The sequence below is a fragment of the Pedobacter sp. GQ55 genome (genome assembly GCF_059758925.1).
Genome location: NZ_JCAXEI010000005.1, coordinates 1 through 21,506, shown reverse-complemented (window position 1 = coordinate 21,506; position 21,506 = coordinate 1). Strand labels below are relative to the sequence as shown.

Genomic DNA, 21,506 nt, shown 5'->3' with positions numbered 1-21,506 from the left:
GTCGCTTATAGGATTAATTGCTTTTCTTTACTTAGGTAATGTCCGGTTAATGAGCCGGGGTATTCCATTAATTCGGCAGGGGTTCCTGTAAATATGATCTCCCCTCCTTTTCTGCCACCTTCCGGGCCCATATCAATGATCCAGTCGGCATTTTTGATTACGTCCAGGTTATGTTCAATTACGATCACGGAATTCCCGATATCAACCAGGTGATTCATGATTTGCAGCAAATGCGCTACATCAGACATGTGTAATCCGGTGGTTGGCTCATCCAGTACGTAAATGCTTCCTCTTTTGTGCAGGTTACTGGCTAGTTTTATCCGCTGGCACTCGCCACCAGAAAGCGTACTAAGGGGCTGCCCGAGGGTTAAATAATCGAGCCCTACATCCAGTATGGCCTCTATTTTGCGTTTCAGTTCCTTCTTATCAAAAAAGTCTACCGCTTCCTGCACGGTCATGGCCAGCACCTGGCTAATCGATTTGCCATTTAATTTATAGGCCAGTACCTCTTCTTTAAAGCGTTTGCCATTGCATATTTCACATTCGGTTTTTACCGGTTCCAGAAAAGCAAGGTCTGTATAGATAAAGCCAAGGCCCTGACAGTTGGGGCAGGCACCTTTTGAATTAAAACTAAACAGGGAGGCGCTTACTCCATTTTGCTGGGCAAAGAGCCGGCGGATCTCGTCCATAATCCCAGTGTAAGTAGCAGGATTAGACCTGATTGAGGTACTTACAGCAGTCTGATCAATAATGATTGCTTCGGGATATTGCTTTATAAACTCATGGTTAATGAGTGAGCTTTTACCAGATCCGGCTACCCCGGTTACCACGGTAAAAACCCCTATTGGAATGGCTACAGTTAAGTTTTTAAGGTTATGCAATTTTGCGTTATGTACGGTAAGAGCCCCTTTTGCACTACGATATGATGATTTTGCATAGTGCTGCCGGTTGATATAGTTACCTGTTAAGGTATCTGATTTTAGCAGCCCTTCAACTGCTCCCTGATACACGATTTCACCTCCATGGCTTCCAGCATGAGGGCCAACATCTACCACATGGTCGGCAATCCGGATCACTTCCGGATCGTGCTCTACCACAAGAATGGTGTTGCCTTTATCGCGAAGCTGCACTAAGAGTTCATTTAAGCGGTGCACATCATGCTGATGCAGTCCTACACTGGGCTCATCGAAAATATAGATCATATCGGTAAGGCTGCTGCCAAGGTGCCTTACCATTTTAATGCGCTGGGATTCTCCGCCTGAAAGGCTTGCCGTTTCCCTGTCAAGACTCAGGTACTCCAGACCGATATCTATTAAATGCTGCAAACGCATCATTAATGTGGAAGTCATGGTTTCGGCTATGGGATCATCTATTTTGGCAATGATCTTAATGAGCTCATTGACCTCAAGATTGGTAAGCTGAGCGATATTGTATCCGTTTATTCTGCAGCTTAATGCGGCCTGACTTAACCGCGTTCCTTTACATAAGGGGCATGGGGCAAAAAGAATAAACCGTTCCAGGGTGCCCCGCATGGATTCGGACAGAATGCTGGTATCGCGCTTGATGTACATGCGGTTAAACTTATCGACCAGTCCTTCGAAATTGACATTGAGCGGCACATTGTCCTTTTTAACCTGAAACTTCTTACTTTTCCCGTGCAGCAGTGTTTGCCACTCCCCTTCAGTATAATCTTGAAGCTTCTTATCGTTATCAAAAAACCCGGAATATGCATAAGAGTTAAAATACCAGCTGCCTACGGAGAAGACAGGGAATAAAATTGCGCCTTGGTTAAGTGATTTAGATTTATCGAGAAATTTGTCCAGGTTCAGCTTTACCGTTTCTCCCAGACCATTGCATTCGGGACACATTCCGGCAGGATCGTTAAAAGAGAAAGCATTTGAATAGCCGATAAAAGGCTTGCCCACTCTTGAAAACAAGAGGCGCAGGATGGAATAAATATCCGTTATGGTACCTACAGTAGATCTGGAATTACCTCCTAAACGTTTCTGATCGATCACAATTGCAGTAGAAAGGTTACTTATGGAGTCGGCATCAGGCTGACTATGTTTTGGTAAGCGGTTTCGTATAAAAGTGGAGAAGGTTTCGTTGAGCTGCCTTTGGGCCTCGGCCCCGATGGTATCAAAAACAATAGAGGATTTGCCAGAGCCAGATACCCCGGTAAATACGGTAATTTTTCTTTTTGGAATCCGCAGTGAAATATTCTTGAGGTTATTTTCGCGGCCACCTTTGATCTCTATAAATTCTTGCTTCATCGGGATTTCGAATTATAGGTAAACGGGTTAATTATTTGGTTTATCAAAATTGGTTTAAAATGCCGTTTACCTACCCCTTCCGAAAGGAGAATAAACCATGCGAAAAGGAATAATTTCCTGACTCCTTCTTTTAAAAAGTAAAATTTAACTAAATTCGTTCCAGTGAAGCGCCTTTAACATCATCTCCTAACCCTATGAACGACAATGAATTAAAAGCACCCCTTCTTACAGATCTCTCAGAAACCTGCGAGTTGCACTATACTGACGAATTAGGTGCATCTGGTTACATGAACATCAGTGAAATAAAAATTGATGGCGCAGATATTTTTGCCGCGAGCTGCAAACAGGAGCATGAAATTACCATGCGCGAGCAAACCCAAACGCCTACCCTAAACATGTATTTTTCGTTACAAGGACAAAGTGCGGCATGGGAGGCGCAAAGCAAAGACAGGTATGTGCTGAATGACAATGAGCATGTGGTTTCTTTTATGCCCAGTTTTGATGGATACTACGCTTTAAGCAGTCCGGAGATCAAGAGTTTTGGTATTTCGTTGTATGAGCCCTTCTTTCGCAGGCTATTTGCAACGGATATGGATTGTTTAAAGCGATTCTGGGATAAAGTGGATGCCGGACGAATGGCGGAAATATCAAAACATGCCCTGCCGGTAACCTCTAAACAGCAGGTCCTGATTAATGAAATGCAGCAATGTATTTATACAGGGCACATGAAGCAGCTGTTCTTTGAATCTAAAATTATTGAGCTTTTTCTGCTTCAGGCGGAACAGGCGGACAGTTTAGATGGGCAGAAACCCATTAAAATAGAACGCCATAATGTAGACAAGCTTCATGCTGCAAAACAGTTTGTGCAGCAAAGAATGTTTGATCCGTTAACCTTAAACGGAATTGCACGTGAGGCGGGACTAAATGAGTTTATGCTTAAAAAAGGCTTTAAAGAGCTGTTCGGACTAACTGTATTTGGGTATTTAAATGAACTGAAAATGAATTATGCCCGGCAGATGCTGCTAGATTCGAATTGTACCGTATATGAAGCTGCTTATACCATAGGATATAATGAACCTTATAACTTCTCTAAAGCCTTTAAAAAGCATTTTGGATATTCGCCCGGTGAGTTAAAAAGATAATTCCATAGATTTGTCGGATAACATAAAAAAGCTAGATATGACTTATCCGGAAAAACTGAGCGCGATACGTAAACAAATGCAAGCCGACAATGTACAGGCTTATATTATTCCATCTGCAGATCCACACATTAGCGAATACCTGCCAGACCATTATAAATGCATTCCTTTTGCTTCGGGCTTTACCGGATCGGCAGGCACATTGGTAATAACAGCTGATTTTGCAGGCTTATGGGCCGACTTCCGTTATTTTGAGCAGGCTGCTGAACAATTGGAAAACAGTGGTTTTGAACTGGTAAAACAAAAAGTTCAGCATGCACCTGAATATATTCAATGGCTTATTGACAAGCTGGATAATGGTGCTATAGTGGCCAGCAATGAGAAATTGCTGTCGCTGCTTTTAGGAGACCTGTTTACACAACAGTTTTCGGTTAAGAACATCAGTTTGGCCAATAAAGATTATTTAAGCCCTATTTGGAAAAACAGACCTGAACTGCCCAATCAAAACGCATTTTTGATAGCAGAAAAGCATATCGGACAATCGGTAAGCAGTAAGCTTTCGGAAGTTCGTGCGGCACTAAGCAGACAAGGTGCGGATTATCATTTAATATCCTCGTTAGATGATATGGCCTGGTTATTTAATATCCGCGGCAATGATGTGAGCTACAACCCTGTGGTTTTAAGCTTTGCATTAATTAACCAGGATCATGCTAAAATATTCATTAACCCTGATAAACTCAGTGCGGGTGATAAGGCGCAGCTATTAAAAGAAGGTGTAGAGGTATTTGATTACCAGGAAATAGAGGATGCTTTAAAAAGGATTCCGGAGAACAGTTCCATATTCATTGATCCCAAACGCAATTGCTTTGCGTATGCAAAGTTAATTCCCAAGACGGTTAGGGTTGTGAAAGACACCAATCCCTCTACCCAGCTTAAAGCCATAAAAAACGAAACAGAACTGGCCAATACGCGAAGGGCAATGGTTAAAGACGGTGTTGCGATTACCCGTTTCCTGAAATGGCTTTCGGAAAACATTGGGAAAACTTTAATTACGGAACTTTCTGCAGCTGCTGAATTACGTAAGTTCAGAGCAGCCCAAGAAGGATTTGTTGGGGATAGTTTTAATACGATTAGTGCTTATAAAGCGCATGGTGCCCTGCCGCATTATGGCGCATCTGAGCAGAGCAATTCGGAAGTAAAAGCTGAGGGGTTATTTCTGGTAGATTCTGGCGGCCAGTATTTTTATGGAACAACGGATATTACCCGTACCATCCCAATGGGAAACAATACAGAAGAAGAAAAAACTGATTATACGCTGGTATTAAAAGGAATGATTGACGGATGTAAATCTCGCTTTCCAAAAGGCACCTGTGGCTATCAGATTGATGCGATAACGCGTAAACCGCTATGGGATTATGCCCTTAACTATGGGCATGGAACCGGGCATGGTGTAGGTTATTTTTTAAATGTACATGAAGGCCCGCAGGTATTTAACCCAACTGCAACACCTGTTGCCATTGAACTGGGAATGATCACCTCTGTTGAACCTGGAATTTACCGTCCGGGGAAACATGGTATCAGAATTGAAAACCTGGTAAACACCATTAAGGATGTAAGCAATGAGTTTAATGAATTTTATGCTTTTGAGTGTTTAACTGTTGCGCCGATAAGCACTAACATTGTTAAAAAGGATTTACTGGAACAAAATCAGATTGACTGGCTTAATGGTTATAATGCGCTGGTTTTTGAGAAGCTTAGTCCTTTCCTTAGTAAAGAAGAGGCGGAATGGTTGAAAGAAGAAACAAGGGGAATTTAGTTTGCAAAAAAATAAATTTCTAACCCGATTAGCAGAGTGGGGTGTAAAACAACCGACGTGCTTTCAAGGCACATCGGTTGTTCTCTTTTTAGCTAACGGAACGATCTAAATGAACATATCCGCCATCAACATATACCAATTGCCCTGTAGTATGGCTGGAAACTTCTGACAACAAAAATACGGTAGCATTTGCGATCTCTTCGGCAGTTGTCATTCTGTTTCCCAATGGGATTTTAGCTTTAATAGCAGCCAGTTTCTCTTCAGAATTAGGGATTGAGCTGATCCATGTTTGATACAAAGGGGTGTAACACTCTGATACGATCACAGAATTTACACGGATGCCATGAGGTAGTAATTCAACCGCCCATTCTCTTGTAAGTGCATTTCTGCCCCCATTAGCGGCTGCGTATGCGGATGTACCACCCTGACCAGTATCAGCAACTTTTGAGCCTATATTAACAATAGACCCTTTTGATTTGATGAGTGATGGTAAAGCATGATGTGCCATTAAATAGTAATGGACAATGTTTTTATGCAAGCTTTCTACAAACTTTTCATAGCTGCCGCTGGCTAAGCTAACCCCATCATTTACGCCTGCATTGTTTACCAATCCGTCTATTCGGCCGAACTTTTCCAACACCTGGGCTATAGCCTTGGCATTGTCGTCGGGATTAGTTAACTCAGCAACGATCTGAAATACTTTATCCCCGTTTGCGGCTATATCATCAGCCACTTTCAAATTGTCGGCCTGGTTTCTTCCAATGATAACAGGAATGGCCCCTTCTTTGGCCAATACCCTTACTATGCCTTCGCCAATGCCTTTAGCACCACCAGTTACGATAATTATTTTATCTTTTAATTGCAGATCCATAGATTGCTTATTTCAAATTGTAAAATTTAGTTGCATTACCTCCCCAAAATAACCCTTGTTCGTTTTCTGAGAGTCTGGAAACATAGCCTTTAGCCAGATCTACAACCTGCCCGTAAGCAGCTGCAACCAGGCTTACCGGCCAGTCGGACCCGTACATCAATCTACTTGCTCCAAAGGCTTCAAAAACCACATCAAGATATGGGGTAAAGTCGTCATTTTTCCAGTACTTCCAATCTGCTTCCGTTACCAGACCAGAGACTTTACAGTATACATTTTCATGAGCTGCCAGTTTTTGTACATCAAGCGCCCAATCATCAATGTTTTTATTTTTAACATCCGGTTTAGCAATATGATCCAGTACAAAGGGCTGATCCGGAAATTTAGCTACCAGTTCAGCAGCATATTGTAACTGATCCGGAAAGACCAATATATCATAAGTAAATCCGTAATCCTTTAACTTGCTTATTCCATTAACAAAATCAGGCTTGAGCATTAGTGCCCGGTCTGTTTCGCCTTGCAAAATATGCCTGAATCCTTTCATCTGAGGATGTTCGCTTAAATCGGCAAGCTGCTCAGTGATGTTTGCAGCCCTTAAATCGACCCAGCCGACCACCCCCTTTATAAAAGAATGGTCTTCGGCATTTTGAAGTTGAAAGGCATTCTCCGCAGCAGATTGATCTGCCTGAACAACCACACAACCATCGAAATTAAAGTGCTGAAGAACGGGCTGAAGGTGCATTGGAAGAAAATCATCCTGCAGCACCGCCATATCATCTGTTATCCAGCTATCCCTTACCGCATTATATTTCCAGAAATGCTGATGAGAATCAATTCTTAACATAATTTTTAACCTGTTGTTTTGAGCTGCCAAGGCCATCTATGCCAAGTTCTACAACATCGCCTTCTTTAAGATAAACAGGAGGATTAAACCCTAACCCCACACCTGCCGGTGTTCCGGTAGAGATTACATCACCAGGTAGCAAAGTCATGAACTGACTTACATATGAAATTACAAAAGGCACGTTGAATATAAAGTTGGCAGTATTTCCATCCTGCATTATTTTGCCGTTTACGCTAAGCCAGAGTCTAAGGTTATCTACATCAGCAATTTCATCCTGTGTGGCAAGGAATGGGCCTAAAGGCGCAAAAGTATCACACCCTTTTCCCTTGTCCCATGTTCCGTTTCTTTCGATCTGGAATTCACGCTCTGATACATCGTTATGCAAAACGTAACCTGCTACATAATCAAGCGCATCAGCCTGGTCAACATAAGATGCTTTTTTCCCGATTACCACTGCCAGCTCAACTTCCCAATCTGTTTTTACAGAATTTTTAGGGATCACAATATCATCAAAAGGCCCTACCATAGCAGTAGAGGACTTCATAAAAATAACAGGTTCAGGTGGTAGTGGTGCGTTGGTTTCCTTTGCATGGTCTGCATAGTTTAATCCTATACAAACTATTTTTGAAGGACGTGCTACCGGTGAACCCAAACGTGTATCTGCAGGTATTTGGGCCAGTTTACCCTCATTTGCTTTAACAAATGCATCCAGTCTGGCTAATCCGTTATCGTTAAAAAATTTTTCATTGTAGTCTTCGCCAAAGGCCGAGGTATCATACCAAATATCGTTTATAATAACGCCGGTTTTTTCCTGATCGGCTGCTCCCCATCTGATTAATTTCATTGAAATGTATTTATTTTAAAAACTCAAATTAGTTATTTAATTTAACAAATCCTCCATCTAAAGGATAGTCGTTTCCGGTTACAAAACCAGCTTCGTCTGAACATAAGTATAATGCCAGAGAGGCTACTTCCTCTGGTTTACCCATGCGGCCTATTGGCTGACTTTTGGATAGTTTTTCAAAAATAGCTTCTTCCTGACCTGCATAGTTTTTGGCAATAAAGCCATCCACAAAGGGTGTATGTACCCTTGCAGGTGAAACGCTGTTACATCTGATTCCATCGGCCATATAATCGCGCGCTACAGAGAGTGTCATGGCATAAATTGCGCCTTTACTCATAGAATAAGCAAACCTGTCGGTAATGCCAACCAACGCAGCGATAGAAGCCATATTAAGGATTACTGCTGAACTGCTTTTTTTCAATGCCGGGATTGCCGCATATAAGCAATTGTAAGCCCCTTTAACATTTACATTAAAGATCTTAGTGAAATCATCTTCACTTGTGGTTTCCAGCTTTCCTACATGGGCAATGCCAGCGTTGTTGACCAGGATATCTATATTTCCAATTTTGTTAAAGATATCAATTACCTGAGCCTGGTTGCTTACATCACAGCTATAGCCTATGGCGTTTCCGCCTGCCTTACTGATCTCATCTATTGTTTGTGAGGCCGCTTCTGAGTTGAGTTCCATGATATGAACCAGAGCCCCTTGTTTTGCAAAAAGAACAGATATCGCTCTGCCTATTCCGCTTCCTCCGCCTGTAATAATTGCTGATTTTCCTTTTAAACTGAACATGCTTAACTTATTATAATGAAACGCCTCTTTTCCATGGGATGAAGTCATCCTGATTTAACAATACTGCTTTAGGTGTGATTTCACCACTTGCAGCTTTGATGCAATATTCAAGAATCTCTTCGCCCATTTCTTCGATGGTTTTTTCGCCACGAATAATTGCACCAGTGTCTATATCAATGATATCGCCCATTCTCTTGGTAAGGGCCGTGTTTGTTGCTATTTTAATTACCGGGCAAACAGGGTTTCCTGTTGGCGTACCTAAACCTGTGGTAAACAAGATTAGTGTAGCACCACTGGCAGCTTTTCCTGTTGTGGCCTCGACATCATTTCCAGGAGTACATACCAGGCTTAACCCTTGTTTGGTTGCAGGCTCTGTGTAATCCAAAACATCCACTACAGGAGAAGTACCTGCTTTTTTAGCCGCTCCGGTACTTTTGATGGCATCGGTAATTAAACCATCCTTAATATTCCCGGGCGATGGGTTCATGTGAAATCCGGAACCTACTGCATGGGCCTGGGCATCATACTCCTGCATTAGCCTGATAAATTTCTCGGCTGTTGGTTTATCTACACACCTGTCGATTATATTTTGTTCTGCACCGCATAGTTCAGGAAACTCTGCCAACAGCACCTTAGCTCCTAGTGCAACCAAAAGATCAGAGGTATAGCCAACTGAAGGGTTAGCAGAAATCCCGCTGAACCCATCGCTACCACCACATTTAACCCCAACACATAATTTATTAAGTGGAGCAGGGCTTCTCTCTATTTTATTGATCTCAGTTAAACCCTCAAACGTTTTAAGGATGGCATCTTTAATCAGTTGTTCTTCGCTCTGGCTTTGCTGCTGTTCAAAAATTAATACCTTTTTATTGAATGTAGGATTGCGCGCTTTGATATCATCTAACAAGCTTTGAGTTTGCAGGTGCTGACAACCAAGGCTAAGCACGGTTATCCCTGCTACGTTTGGATGATCAGCATAAGCCGCTAATAGATTACTTAACAGATCTGCATCCTGGCGCGTGCCGCCACAACCACCCTGATGATTAAGGAATTTTATACCATCAACATTTTTGAATACTCTTTTTTTAGTTGCCTGAGCAGATGCAAGACTATCTATATTGAAGGAATCTATTGATTCCCCGTCCTGATATGCAGTGAGCAACTGATCTGTAAACTGTTTGTATTTATCGGTTACATTATAACCCAGGGTATTGTATAATGATTCTTTTATGACGTCCATATTTCTGTTTTCGCAGAAAACTGTAGGTATAAACAACCAATAATTTGCTGTTCCGACTTTACCATCCTGACGGTGGTATCCATTGAATGTTCTGTTTTGAAACTTTGATACCTCGGGTGCCTGCCATTGATAATTTACATCTCTGTAAGCATAATCCTGAGAGGCATGATGAACATTTTCGGTCGTCATTAATCCTCCCTGAGGAATAAGAGCAGTTGCTTTGCCAACCAATACCCCATACATTAACACATCCTCACCAATTGCCCTATCGGTTATGAAAAACTTATGCTTGGCGTGTACATCATCCTGTAAATCGAATGTTAAGTTATTCCATTCAATTTTTTGTCCTTTTGATAAATCCTGCAAGGCCACCAGAACATTATCGTCTGGATGTATTTGCAAAAAACTCTTATTAGTTATTATTGACATTATGCTTTTAATTCAAATATTTTATCCATCATCACCCATTTCTCACCAGGTTTAGCACCCGGGATTGCCTGTTGATATTTCCACATTAATTTTTCCCACTCCTGTACCTTCTCATTTGAGGCATCCATGGCTCCCTTCTTTTCAAAGCTAAATTTACCATTTACTTCCATAATCATAAACAGCCTATTGCCATATCTGTAAATTTCCATTGCATCGATTCCGGCAGAGGTGATACTCTCCTGAATTTCGGGCCATACCTGTTGATGCATTACTTCGTATTCTTTGATCAGATCAGGATCGTCCACCAGGTCAAGCGCTAAACAATATCTTTTCATTTTATATATTTTCTAAGGTTTCAATACTATGTTCTTTTAACAACCTTGTGTCCGGTTATACCAAATAGAAATACAACTGCGAAGCATATTAATGGCACAATATAACCCACTTGAATATCGGCTATATCAGTAATGTAACCCATTGCCGGAGGCAATACAGCCCCTCCAACGATGGACATGATGATCAGACTGCTTCCAAATTTGGTGTCTTTCCCAAGATCCTTTATCCCCAGAGAGAAGATAGTAGGGAACATGATGGACATGAAGAATGCAATACCTATAACTGCAAACAATGCTACAGTGCCATGAGAGATTATTGCGACAACGCACAGCACTATGCTGGCTACTGAGTAAATAGCCAGTAACCGCTCTGCCTTTATAAATTTCATGAGGAAAGTGCCAAGCACCCTTCCAATTAAAAAGGCTAAGCCCATGCCAATACCGGCATAGCCGGCTGCCTTTTGCTGATCTATTTCTGCGACTTTGGTAGCGTACAGAATAAAAAAACTAAACACACAAACCTGAGCGCCTACGTAAAAGAATTGTGCAAGAACAGCCCATCTTAAGTGTTTGTGTTTAAGGGCGTCCCATATGGTATGGTCAGTTGCTTTGTCTCCCGGTTCTTCGGTCTCCACAATTTCGGGTAATTTCAAAAAGACAAAGATGATTGCTATGACCAGAATAATGCTCCCCAGCACCAGGTATGGTGTTTTTACTGATGAAGCTTCTGATGCCAAAGCAAATTCCCTTGCAGCAGCAGTCATTGTATTTAGCTTCTCATCAGATATCCCTTCTATTAAAATAATTTTAGCACCGATTATAGGAGCAGCCGTTGCTGCAAGCCCATTGAATGACTGCGCAAAATTCAGTCGAAAAGTTGCCGTTTCTGGAGGGCCAAGCAAGGATGCATAAGGATTAGCCGCTGTTTCCAGAATGGTTAGTCCACATGCGATGATAAATAGTGCCCCCAAAAAGAATACGTAAGCCTGCGTATTTGCAGCTGGTATAAATAAAAATGATCCTATGGCAAACAATGCAAGTCCCAGAATGATCCCCGTTTTATAACCATACTTTTTCATAATGAATCCTGCCGGCAGTGCCATTACAAAATAAGCGATGAACACTGCAGAATCAACCAGAGATGCTTCTAAAGTACTTAAACTAAAAGACCTTTTTAAATGGGGAATAAGTATTGGATCTAGATTATGTACAAAACCCCACATAAAAAACAGTGAGGTAATCATAATAAACGGAAAAAGGTACTTGTTTTTAGTCATCAGGTTTAATTTTTTGGTTAATCAAAGAACGCGTTTTTTGAAGTGATTTATTTTACCATTTTATCTTATTATTAAGCTATTTTGGCAAATAAAGCGTCTATTATCTTTGTTAGGTAGTTTAATTTGCAAAATTCCATAATTAAAGATTCTGATTTATTATTTGATTTCGATTCGTGCGTTAAATAACCCGATAGTAGTATGCGGAGAAAGCGGTTTATGCAACTGCCAGCTAAGGGGATAATACTTGCCCTTTTCTACAGCCAGCGGTTTCAGCTGCTGACGGTAAATGGTTTGATTTACATTGTTATCAATGCTCATTACATTAACCTTTTTAAATCCATTGTAATACTTAACGATAAGCTGGTTTGTTCCCTTTTTAAGCGGTAATAAAATCACATCTTTCAACTGCTTATCTTTAAAAGGATTATTATGCTCTGCCAGCACTTTTCCATTCAGTGTTACCGTTACTCCATCTCCACTGGTTATGCCAACCAGATACGTTTGGTCTTTAGCTGAAGTTATTTCCTGTAATAGGTAGGTTGCCGAATTTCTGTCGGCTTCTATTTCGTAGGTAACATTATTTTTTATGTCGCCCCTTTTCTCCCATGTTCCGCCATTTGAATCTGGCCATGGTTTGCTTACATCTACATTAATCAGGTTGCCATGTACGCCACCTACACCAGAATAAAGCGGTCCGGTTTGGTAAATATCTCCCCATTTAATTGCAGAAGGATCGTTCTTTAACTTTTCTGCACCAGTTCCGTTTAAGGTTATTGCAGTTGCTTTACCATTCATCTCAACATCTATAACCTTTCCTTTTTCTTCATCTGTATAATAGATTGCAGGAACAAGGTTCCCCGTTTTTGAAGGACTAATTGTCCACGATTCCTTTACCGTACTCTGATAACGGTTGTTGTAATCTACCCCTGAGCTGCTGTAGTGTTTAAAAGCATTGTACGGGTCAAGAATTAAAGGCGCTTTAGTGAAAGCGATGACATTTGCAGGAGGTAGCGAATAACCATTGACAAATTCTATTGCAATTACTTTAAACTCTTTGCTGATATCCAAACCTTCTGGTACATTAATTTTTACACCTAAGGCATTTTGGGAAAATTTCGCTTTTTTATCCTCTCCAAGAACAAATGCATCTTTAATTTTTCCCCTAAGGCCGGGAAGTATGATCACCCCGTTTTCAGGAGCTGAAAGCAGGTGCAGATAGATTTTATCCCGTCTGCTGGTTAAGCTTCCCCATTTGAATGAGATGTGAAAAGGATCTGGATCTGTTCCATAAATGGCTTCTTTATTTTTATCGAGCCACTTACCGATGCTTAATAAAACATCCTTTTCGAAATCAACTACTGAACCATCTCCCTTTGGGCCGATGTTTAAAAGGAAGTTTCCGCCACGGCTTGCCACCCTGATTAAACTGGTTAGTTTCTCGCGCATTTTTTCTTCTTCGCTTCCTCTCACCTGCCATGAACGATAGCTCCATGTTTCGTCGAAGAAAGATGCAGGTGATTGCCAAGGCACTCCGATGGCATAATCAGGTTCCTGGTTGTCGCCCATTACGTTAAAGTCGCCCATATCATTCCCGATTCTGCTGCCGATCATACAATTTGGCTGAAGTTTATGAACCAAGTCTCTAAGGTCTTTGCTTTCATTAGCATTTTGGGAACCCATATCAAACCATAGTTCAGAAACAGGGCCATAATTACTTAGCAATTCTGTAATCTGTTTTTTATTGTATTCCACATGCTCAGGAGTAATATAATCTGAATTGCTGCTCGAGATTGGAGATGCCTGAGGGAAGTGCCAGTCGATTAACGAGAAGTATAAACCAAACCTTAACCCACCACGTTTACAGGCATCGGAAAGTTCCTTTACAATATCCCCTTTGAATGGTGTGGCATCAACCACATTAAAATCTGTTGTATTTGTTTTAAACATACAAAACCCATCATGATGCTTTGAAGTGATTACCAGAGAGCGCATACCGGCTTTTTTTGCCAGAGCAACAATAGAATCGGCATTCCAGTTTTGGGGATTAAACCTTTTAGCAACATCTGCGTACGTATCACTATAAATACCTGCATGCGCCTGAATCTGTTCACTTAATCCTTTGGTTACCGGCTTACCTTCCCAAACGCCACCCAATACAGAGTAGATTCCATAGTGAATGAACATGGAATATTTTTGATCCTGCCATTCCCTTAATGCTTTAGGATCGTGCTGTCCAAAAGCAAGGGTTTTACAGAAAAGTAATAATGCAAATAAAATGGTTGTTGTGTGTTTCATGTTTATTTAAGTGGTTTATCCAGGGTGATCTTTTGTGTATTCTGATTTCTAAAAATAGTTATTTCGACAGTTTTATCTGACTTATTTTGCTGCTGCAGGGCAATCAGATCTGCAACTTTATTTGTGGTTTTCTGCTTAAAGGAAAGAATAACATCATTGGCTTTTAACACTCCCGCAAAAGGGCTATTGGCATGAACGCTAAGCACCAGAATCCCTACTTCTTCGGGCATTCCTGTTGCGGAGCGCTCTCCTAATGTTTCGAGATTTTTAATCTGTAAACCGAACCATTCAGTTGATTCACTCGTATTTACCCCCTCAATTCCTTTAAGTACTGGAATTGGGGCTTTTTTCGCTAGCTTACGTAAAGCAGGAGAGGTTACCCCAAATTGATCTGTAGGGAAGCTTTTAAAACCCACAGCAAGCGCTTTAGAAGTGCTTTTAACGCTATAATCACCAATAGCCGGGTTTAAGAATTCAGGATTACCAAAGGTTGAATGCTGGTCGGTACCCGCCTTTTGCGATTTCTCTAATGAGGCTTTATCTGCAAAGAAATTATAGTCGATTTCCTTACCCCAAAAATTAATTCCGATTGGGTAATAGTTTCTGGTGATGATGTTATGCTTAAATACATCGCCACTGTTTTCAAACCATACATGCGGGTGGAAAGAATTGTTTAAAACGATGTTATTTTCTACCGTTCTATAAAAGCCTTCGCGAAGTTTTAAACCTCCATTTAAGCAAACATTATTGTATATATGGTAATTGCTCGATCCATCGTCTAAATCAATATCCCATCCATGCTCACAATGAAACCTGTTGTCATGTAATGTAATGGTTTTAATGACATCCGCAGTAATTAATGCAGGATTGTCTTTAGCGATCTTATTCATTACCGGGACATTAGCATTCCAATACCGATCTCTGCCCCATGAATTAAATGCACCATGATCGCCAGATTCCAAAACAGTATTAAACACATCGTTAAAGGAAATTTCGTGGCCACCCCATGTTCCTTCGCTGATGTTTATGCCTGCTCTTGGAACGTCGTAAATGGTATTGTGCGTAGCAGTAATACTCATAGACATGGAAATTTGTACTCCGGCAACCTGTTTTTCAATTTGCCCCAATCCGTACATCAATGTATTTTCGACCGTGCAATTTGCGGGGTAGTTGTTTGTTTTTGGCCCGCGAATGGTATCAATTTCATTTACCGGAACAAACTGGGCATACTCAAAACTTGGGGACCGGACTGCTTTTGGATCGCCTACAAAACAAACCCCACTTGCGCCTGCGAAGGCTATGTGGCAACCGGAGATTTTATTATTTCTATTGTAGTTGCTTAAAAATACGGCATTGCCACCAACATGGTTAAAGAAGCAAGATCTGATCTGGCAAGACTCCGCACCTTCCATTAAAACTGCCCCGCCCCTGTATATGGTCCAGTCGCTGCGCAATAAAGGTTCTTTGGTTTCCATAAACGTTCTAAGCGTATGCGTAAGCTCAAGACCTTCGATGCTTATATTGGTAACCGGACTTTCTTCTGAGCCTTTGAATTCAAAAAGATGTTTTAGTCGTGGGATTTCTACTTTAGCCGTGGTAAGGTTGACATCTGATTTTTCGGGATAATAATAAAGCAGCTTTTCACCCTTGTTGTAGTACCATTCTCCTACTGTATCCAGTTCCTCAAATATGTTTTCTACAAAGCGGTACTTATCGTGCATACCCATTTGTCTATTATTCTGGTAACCGCCCTCAATTTTTAATTTGCCGTCGGCGTCTTTTCCAGTGATTTGGTATTGATACCCACCCCACTCTGCTTTGTGCAAAGCATGAATAAATCCTCCTGTTGGATTTTTCCAGCTTGCAATACGCTGAGGACTTAAGGCATCCGCCGAAGATCCACCATAAAACCTTACCGCTGGGTTATAGTTCGGGTATCTTGCCATGCGCTGCTGATGGCTGTCAATGAAAAGCTGGTCGAAAACATGATCTCCACTGACTTTGGCTTTCATTATGTTTCCTTTATAAGGCTCCCATTTTAAGGTTAAGAAGATGCCGCCACTAATGGTTACTTTCTCATTTGCATATGGCTTTATGGTTAGACCGGCATTTGCTTTTCTTGAATCTTCAGGGCTGAATACAACGGTCTCAGATAAGTAGTATGTTCCGCTTCTAAGGTAGATGATAACTTTTCCGGGTGTATTTCGTGCAGTTAGCTGAGCTTTTTTAATACTGGCAAAAGGCTTGTCTATGGATCCTGAATTCTTATCGCTGCCTTTTGGAGATACATAAATATCCTTGCCGAAGGCATGACCAGCAATCAGCAATAAGGCAAACAGGAATGTGGACAAAGACTTCATCAGCTTTCTTATTAGGTTCATTTGGTTTCTCAAAGAAAGCGAATTACAATCTACAAAGTTTTCTAAAATTGTCTAAACATTAAGCGATTTTGGCATAACATGATAATTATACGCCAAAATGAAGTAATAATGATAAAGCCAGCCCTATTACAGGCTGGCTTAAATAATAGTTAAAATACAAGTTTAAAGAACGCGCCTATTTAATCATTTGTTTCAAGTAGACAACAGGTACATTTATCATGGTCTCATCTGATAAGGTTCCAGAAACCGCATTTAATTTGATGTCCGTTAAATCCACATCTACTTTACCAGTGGTATTCAGCGTCAATTGTTTTATACCAAACTGATTTTTACCTTGCTCATCGCCGAAGATGCTCAATGCTGATCCATCTGATGCCGATACATTTAGGGAATTGAAAGATTTCCTTTCAGATTTAAAACGTGAGGATTTTAAATCCAGGTTCAGGGTTTTTACTCCTTCTCCACCCAACACTAAATCATTAACTTTTTCTTCAAAAAGATCTAAGTGACTGACATTAAAATCTTTCTCTAAATTTAGTAAAAATACGTTCTTGGCATTTAACCGTAGTGGTGCTTTACTGTTTTTAAATTTCACTGAAATAACATCTAAATTCGATAGATTTAATTCCTCTATCTTGGGTGCATAAATATAAATTGCGATAGGATACGTTACTTTTTTCTGATCATCCTTAATGGTCACGTGAAGCTGCTCATTTTCATCTACACTAATCGAAACAAAATCTTTATATACCTCAGCGACTTTCACCCCATAGACAGCATTGTTGACAAGATTTAGGTGCCAAGATTTCTCTTTCCCACCGGTAATATTTATAGATTTAAAACTTTTCTTTAATCCTATGCTTGTAAAACCAGCAGAGGGTAAATTAAAATGTAAATTGGCATTTTCCTGGACTTTGATATCACTTGCATCTTTATAGTCCCTATTTATGGTGTACGCCATGATCGTTAATGGTATGATAAACATTAACAACGCAAATATGATTAGTAATTTATTACTTGTTTTCATCTGAATAAATTTTGGTTTTTAAGGGTTAGTAAATGTTTCTTTTACAAATTTTTGGTAGCGCGTTTCCAGATCTTCGAAACCAATATCAAGGAGGTAAAGGTTTCTGAAGAACACAGGAAGCTCCTCCTCCATGAACTGGACCTTACGGTAAAGTTTTATCTGCTTAATGGCATCATCTTCAATAAAAAAACCAATTCCCCGCTTATTGCTTAGGATATTTTTATTCTGTAGAAGCTCATAAGTTCTCATTACCGTATTCGGATTGACCTCTAGTGACACCGCAAGTTCCCTAACAGAAGGCACCTTATCGTCGCTTTTCCATTTCCCCAGCAAAATATGTTCACAAACGTAATCTCCTATTTGAAGGTAAATTGCCTTATTCTCTCTAAATTCCATGTTTGTGTAATTAAAATTAAACCTCTTTCTCCTTTATCCTGAAAAAGGTGATGATCCAGAGAAATACTGTTATAGTTGCCATCCCTATTAGGGAATAGATTAGAAATTCCATGTGAGTGGCACTAAAACCAAAACCAATTGAGTCCTGCACTTTGCCTCTGGTCATCCAATCGGCTATTTTTATCATCAGGCATATAACAACAGTGCAAAAAAGCATGATGGCAACTGTTGTCTTTATATAGTGAAACCGGTTAAAATAAACTGAGCCCAATAGAAAAACACTGGTGATCACAAATGGGAATAGCGCTAATGCCTTTATTTCATCGTGCTCAAAAAACTCCGCATAAAAAGGTTGTACACTGAGCACAGTAGTTATAGGGATTTGGTCAACCCCTGATGATACCGTGTAACTGATATTGCCGACAATATTGTTCAGGTAGCCGACAAAAAACATATCGGTTAGATAAAAAACCAATAAAAAGCTAAGGATACTAAGGATACCTGTATATACTACTCCACAAAGCCACTTCTCGAATGTTGAGGCCGGGGTCATCAATTCAATTATTGCCTTAGGCTTTTGTCCTAACAGTGAAAAATAACCACTCGCGATGATACTGATAAAGATGAAACCTAGAACAAGGAATAAAGGGACTCTAAACCTCAGATTTACATGCCCGTCACTGTTGATGGGATAAATTGACATTGGATCGCTTGTGCTTGTATCCGGCTCTGGCAGACCATAAAAATAAAATGCAATGATTGCACCAGTTACCACCAGCAAGCTAATCAGATATATTTTGCCAAATTCGAGCCATTGCCTTTTTACCAATAACCCGAAACGGTTGAGATTAAATGTATTATTCATAGCGCGTTAATTAAAAATCGGTTTTAGTTTTTCCTTTTCTGCAATCACAGCATTGAATAAAAGCTCAATATCCATCTTGCTGTCTTCTTGATGAAAGTTTGGAACTACTGCGTTATATCCCGATAGTGCCGACTCAGCATAGATCACAGTTTCATCTAATTCCTTCATCTTTTTAAAGGTTAATTTTTGAGTGATTTCTTCAATTGATGCCTTTAAAGCGATTGTGCTTTCGTCTAACAGGATAACAGTATCAATCAAATTATCAAGATCACGCACCTGATGGGTTGATATTACAATGCAGCGATCGTCAGTTAAAGCAGAGGCCATGACTTTACGAAATTGAGCCTTAGAAGGGATATCTAAGCCATTAGTTGGCTCATCCATCACAACTAACCTGGCCTGAGTAGCCAAACCAAAGGCAATAATAAATTTCTTCTTTTGTCCGTAAGACATATTAACCAGCTTATTGCTAATGGGAATATTAAATTCCTCCAGCAACACATTCAAATAAGCATGGTCAAATTTTTTATAGAATGGCGCATTTGCTTTTATATAAGCATCGATTTTGATTGACGGAAGGTGAAACTCCTCCGGAATAAAACAAATATCGGCCAATAGATCAGGTTCTCTTTTTGCAGGATTAAATCCCATTACATTTAGAGAGCCGCTTTGCGCATATACCAAGCCAGCTATATTTTTCAACAGACTGGATTTACCCGCACCATTTTTTCCCAGTAAGCCATAGATGTGACCAGCACTAAGCTGCATACTCATGTCTTTAAAAAGCAAATTATGCTTACTGTAACCAAAATTAAGATTGTTAATTGTTATCATTACTACTGTATTAGTTAAATAATACACTAATGTATAATGTAATTTTATAATATCCTAATAATTAGGAAAATAAACTCAGAAATAAAATTTCAAGGTGTGTTAACCTAGCAAAGTAGATCACTTTGTTTTCGCTTACTCGCTTCTTAACAATTAGAAGATATGTTCTTGGACGTTAATTGATAAACAATCAAAGATCGACAATCTCCCCATCCATTAACTTCCGGTACCATTACAAAAATAGGAACAAACTAGTTGAAATTAACAAGCCCATAAAGTGGATTTCTTGCGTGTGTTAGGAGTATTTCCACTCAAAATGGATTCAGTCTAACGAATAGGATCGATTTTAATCACCTCGGTTTCTTTCTTAGTAGAAACAGAACCGTCGTGGTTGATTCTATTAGTTCTAAGTAGCGTCAGTTTCACCTGGTCATTTTTAGGGATTTGCTTTGGAAACAAATCGTTAATCTCACAATCGAGCGCTTTAGCTAGCAATGGCAAATGCCTTATGTTGTATTTTGCCCTCTCGGTAAAGGTTTCAACTTTTGACACAAAGCCATCTGCTAATTTCATCTTCTGAGAAAGTTGCAATTGAGTCAAACCAATTTCTTTTCTAAGATCTTTTACATTGCATATCAAGAGGTAGTCCATTTCGGATATCTCGACGTATAAAATTTCTTCGGTTTTCTCTGCCATTTGCAGTGGCAATTGACATAATTTAAAAATACACATCAACTCCACTTGTGGATTTGAAATAATTGTATTATCTTAGCTTAAGTGAAACACCAAATTATAATTATAGTAAAAACAGTGATAAAAAAATACAATCCTCTAATTGGATTGAACTAATTACTAAAGACCTTGTGACAAATAATAGAAGGTTTTAATATCATTATTTAACTATAATTATTATGTAATGTTATTTTTGTAATTCTTCTTAAAAAATTTGAAGCATTACACTAGAGTCTTGAACTGGAAAACTGGTAATTTAAAGGGAACAAGGTGACAGTGAAGATGCTCACGCTAAATGGCGTGGGCTCTTTTTGTCGTTCCCAGGTATACCAGTACCTCCAGTTCGATGAATTGAGCTTCACGTCATTTTGCGTTAACTCCATTTTATGACTCATATTAATTGCTAACTAACTTTTATTAATATGAACTTTACCAGTTGCAAGATTGACGACAAACACCGTAATTTCCTCAAATTCAGCCAGGGTGATGAAAAAGGCCTTGAATACTTTTACAACCGCCTCTACCCATCACTATTTTATAAAAGAATGCGGTACATTAAAGATGACACCAATGCGGCCTGTATTGTGAGCGAGGCATTTCTACGTCTCTGGCTAATCAGGAATAGTATCACCGACCCCAATCAGATTGAAACCTTCCTGAGTGACACCACGATCGAGGCCTGCAAATCCTATTACAAAACTTCAAGTCACAATTTCCAGCGGAATATGCTCCGGCTAGATGAAATCGAAAACTACCAGGAATTCATGGGAGGCTATGATCCTGAGGAGGAATTGGATCCCGATGACATCTTCTATCAGGAAGAACTTGATGAACGTTTAAAACTGCAGTGGCAGCAAGTTGAGGCAGTCATTCCCAATCTTACCGAAAATCAGCAACTGTTTATCAAGCTCTGCCTGAAATACGCTTTCAACTATGAGCGCATCGCCTGGCACATTGGTGGCATCTCCGACTATCAGGTCGCCAGCACGGTTGAAAAAACACTGGAAACCTTAAAGTCCATTCTGACCAGCTCACAAAAACTAGAGGCAACAGGAAAAACCAACAAATTCAAATTCGAAGGCGACTTATGCGAAGAACAATCCAAGATCCTGCACATGCGA

Annotated in this window: 18 protein-coding genes; 3 read left to right on the top strand and 15 right to left on the bottom strand. The window is 40.1% G+C overall.

Annotated elements, in window-relative coordinates:
- Positions 1 to 5: 5 nt before the first annotated feature.
- The gene (locus AC6CH7_RS14645; protein ID WP_498263462.1) at positions 6 to 2,273 is read right to left on the bottom strand and encodes an ATP-binding cassette domain-containing protein; all 2,268 of its coding nucleotides are present in this window, start codon (positions 2,271 to 2,273) and stop codon (positions 6 to 8) included.
- Between the two features lie 194 nt (positions 2,274 to 2,467).
- Here AC6CH7_RS14645 and AC6CH7_RS14640 point away from each other — a divergent pair, with 194 nt between their 5' ends.
- Positions 2,468 to 3,415 (top strand): helix-turn-helix transcriptional regulator, encoded by a 948-nt coding sequence (locus tag AC6CH7_RS14640; RefSeq protein WP_498263461.1) that lies wholly within the window; start codon positions 2,468 to 2,470, stop codon positions 3,413 to 3,415.
- 37 nt (positions 3,416 to 3,452) lie between these two features.
- Positions 3,453 to 5,228: an aminopeptidase P family N-terminal domain-containing protein gene (locus tag AC6CH7_RS14635; RefSeq protein ID WP_498263460.1), complete on the top strand. Its 1,776-nt coding sequence runs from the start codon at positions 3,453 to 3,455 to the stop codon at positions 5,226 to 5,228.
- A gap of 88 nt (positions 5,229 to 5,316) precedes the next feature.
- On the opposite strand, the gene AC6CH7_RS14630 is transcribed toward AC6CH7_RS14635, so the two are convergent.
- The 14 genes from AC6CH7_RS14630 to AC6CH7_RS14565 form a co-directional block, all read right to left on the bottom strand.
- Positions 5,317 to 6,099 (bottom strand): SDR family oxidoreductase, encoded by a 783-nt coding sequence (locus tag AC6CH7_RS14630; protein ID WP_498263459.1) that lies wholly within the window; start codon positions 6,097 to 6,099, stop codon positions 5,317 to 5,319.
- Between the two features lie 7 nt (positions 6,100 to 6,106).
- Complete coding sequence (locus tag AC6CH7_RS14625; protein WP_498263458.1) at positions 6,107 to 6,940, bottom strand: amidohydrolase family protein; 834 nt, start codon at positions 6,938 to 6,940, stop codon at positions 6,107 to 6,109.
- Entirely contained in the window at positions 6,927 to 7,784 is an 858-nt protein-coding gene (locus AC6CH7_RS14620) for a fumarylacetoacetate hydrolase family protein (protein ID WP_498263457.1), read from the bottom strand. The genes AC6CH7_RS14625 and AC6CH7_RS14620 overlap by 14 nt, the downstream gene beginning before the upstream one ends.
- A gap of 28 nt (positions 7,785 to 7,812) precedes the next feature.
- On the bottom strand, positions 7,813 to 8,577 hold the full coding sequence (locus AC6CH7_RS14615; protein ID WP_498263456.1) for an SDR family NAD(P)-dependent oxidoreductase: 765 nt from the start codon (positions 8,575 to 8,577) through the stop codon (positions 7,813 to 7,815).
- Positions 8,578 to 8,587: 10 nt separating this feature from the next.
- Positions 8,588 to 10,246: a UxaA family hydrolase gene (locus AC6CH7_RS14610; protein ID WP_498263455.1), complete on the bottom strand. Its 1,659-nt coding sequence runs from the start codon at positions 10,244 to 10,246 to the stop codon at positions 8,588 to 8,590.
- On the bottom strand, positions 10,246 to 10,581 hold the full coding sequence (locus AC6CH7_RS14605; protein WP_498263454.1) for an L-rhamnose mutarotase: 336 nt from the start codon (positions 10,579 to 10,581) through the stop codon (positions 10,246 to 10,248). Before AC6CH7_RS14605 ends, AC6CH7_RS14610 begins: the two co-directional genes overlap by 1 nt.
- A 26-nt stretch (positions 10,582 to 10,607) precedes the next feature.
- Positions 10,608 to 11,858, bottom strand: a complete 1,251-nt coding sequence (fucP, locus tag AC6CH7_RS14600; RefSeq protein ID WP_498263453.1) for an L-fucose:H+ symporter permease — start codon at positions 11,856 to 11,858, stop codon at positions 10,608 to 10,610.
- Between the two features lie 156 nt (positions 11,859 to 12,014).
- Positions 12,015 to 14,153 (bottom strand): alpha-L-fucosidase, encoded by a 2,139-nt coding sequence (locus AC6CH7_RS14595; protein WP_498263452.1) that lies wholly within the window; start codon positions 14,151 to 14,153, stop codon positions 12,015 to 12,017.
- Positions 14,154 to 14,155: 2 nt separating this feature from the next.
- Positions 14,156 to 16,534 carry a PDZ domain-containing protein gene (locus AC6CH7_RS14590; RefSeq protein ID WP_498263451.1) on the bottom strand — a complete coding sequence of 793 codons (2,379 nt, stop codon included), beginning with the start codon at positions 16,532 to 16,534 and terminating at the stop codon, positions 14,156 to 14,158.
- Between the two features lie 175 nt (positions 16,535 to 16,709).
- Entirely contained in the window at positions 16,710 to 17,561 is an 852-nt protein-coding gene (locus AC6CH7_RS14585) for a hypothetical protein (protein WP_498263450.1), read from the bottom strand.
- Between the two features lie 18 nt (positions 17,562 to 17,579).
- Positions 17,580 to 17,957: a GntR family transcriptional regulator gene (locus AC6CH7_RS14580; protein WP_498263449.1), complete on the bottom strand. Its 378-nt coding sequence runs from the start codon at positions 17,955 to 17,957 to the stop codon at positions 17,580 to 17,582.
- 16 nt (positions 17,958 to 17,973) lie between these two features.
- Positions 17,974 to 18,822, bottom strand: coding sequence for a hypothetical protein (locus AC6CH7_RS14575; RefSeq protein WP_498263448.1), 849 nt, complete (start codon positions 18,820 to 18,822; stop codon positions 17,974 to 17,976).
- A 6-nt stretch (positions 18,823 to 18,828) separates the two neighbouring features.
- On the bottom strand, positions 18,829 to 19,656 hold the full coding sequence (locus AC6CH7_RS14570) for an ABC transporter ATP-binding protein (protein ID WP_498263447.1): 828 nt from the start codon (positions 19,654 to 19,656) through the stop codon (positions 18,829 to 18,831).
- A 324-nt stretch (positions 19,657 to 19,980) separates the two neighbouring features.
- The gene (locus AC6CH7_RS14565) at positions 19,981 to 20,349 is read right to left on the bottom strand and encodes a helix-turn-helix domain-containing protein (RefSeq protein ID WP_498263446.1); all 369 of its coding nucleotides are present in this window, start codon (positions 20,347 to 20,349) and stop codon (positions 19,981 to 19,983) included.
- Positions 20,350 to 20,807: 458 nt separating this feature from the next.
- Between AC6CH7_RS14565 and AC6CH7_RS14560 the strand changes: the two genes are divergently transcribed.
- On the top strand, positions 20,808 to 21,506 hold a 699-nt coding region (locus AC6CH7_RS14560; protein WP_498263445.1), incomplete at its 3' end, for an RNA polymerase sigma factor.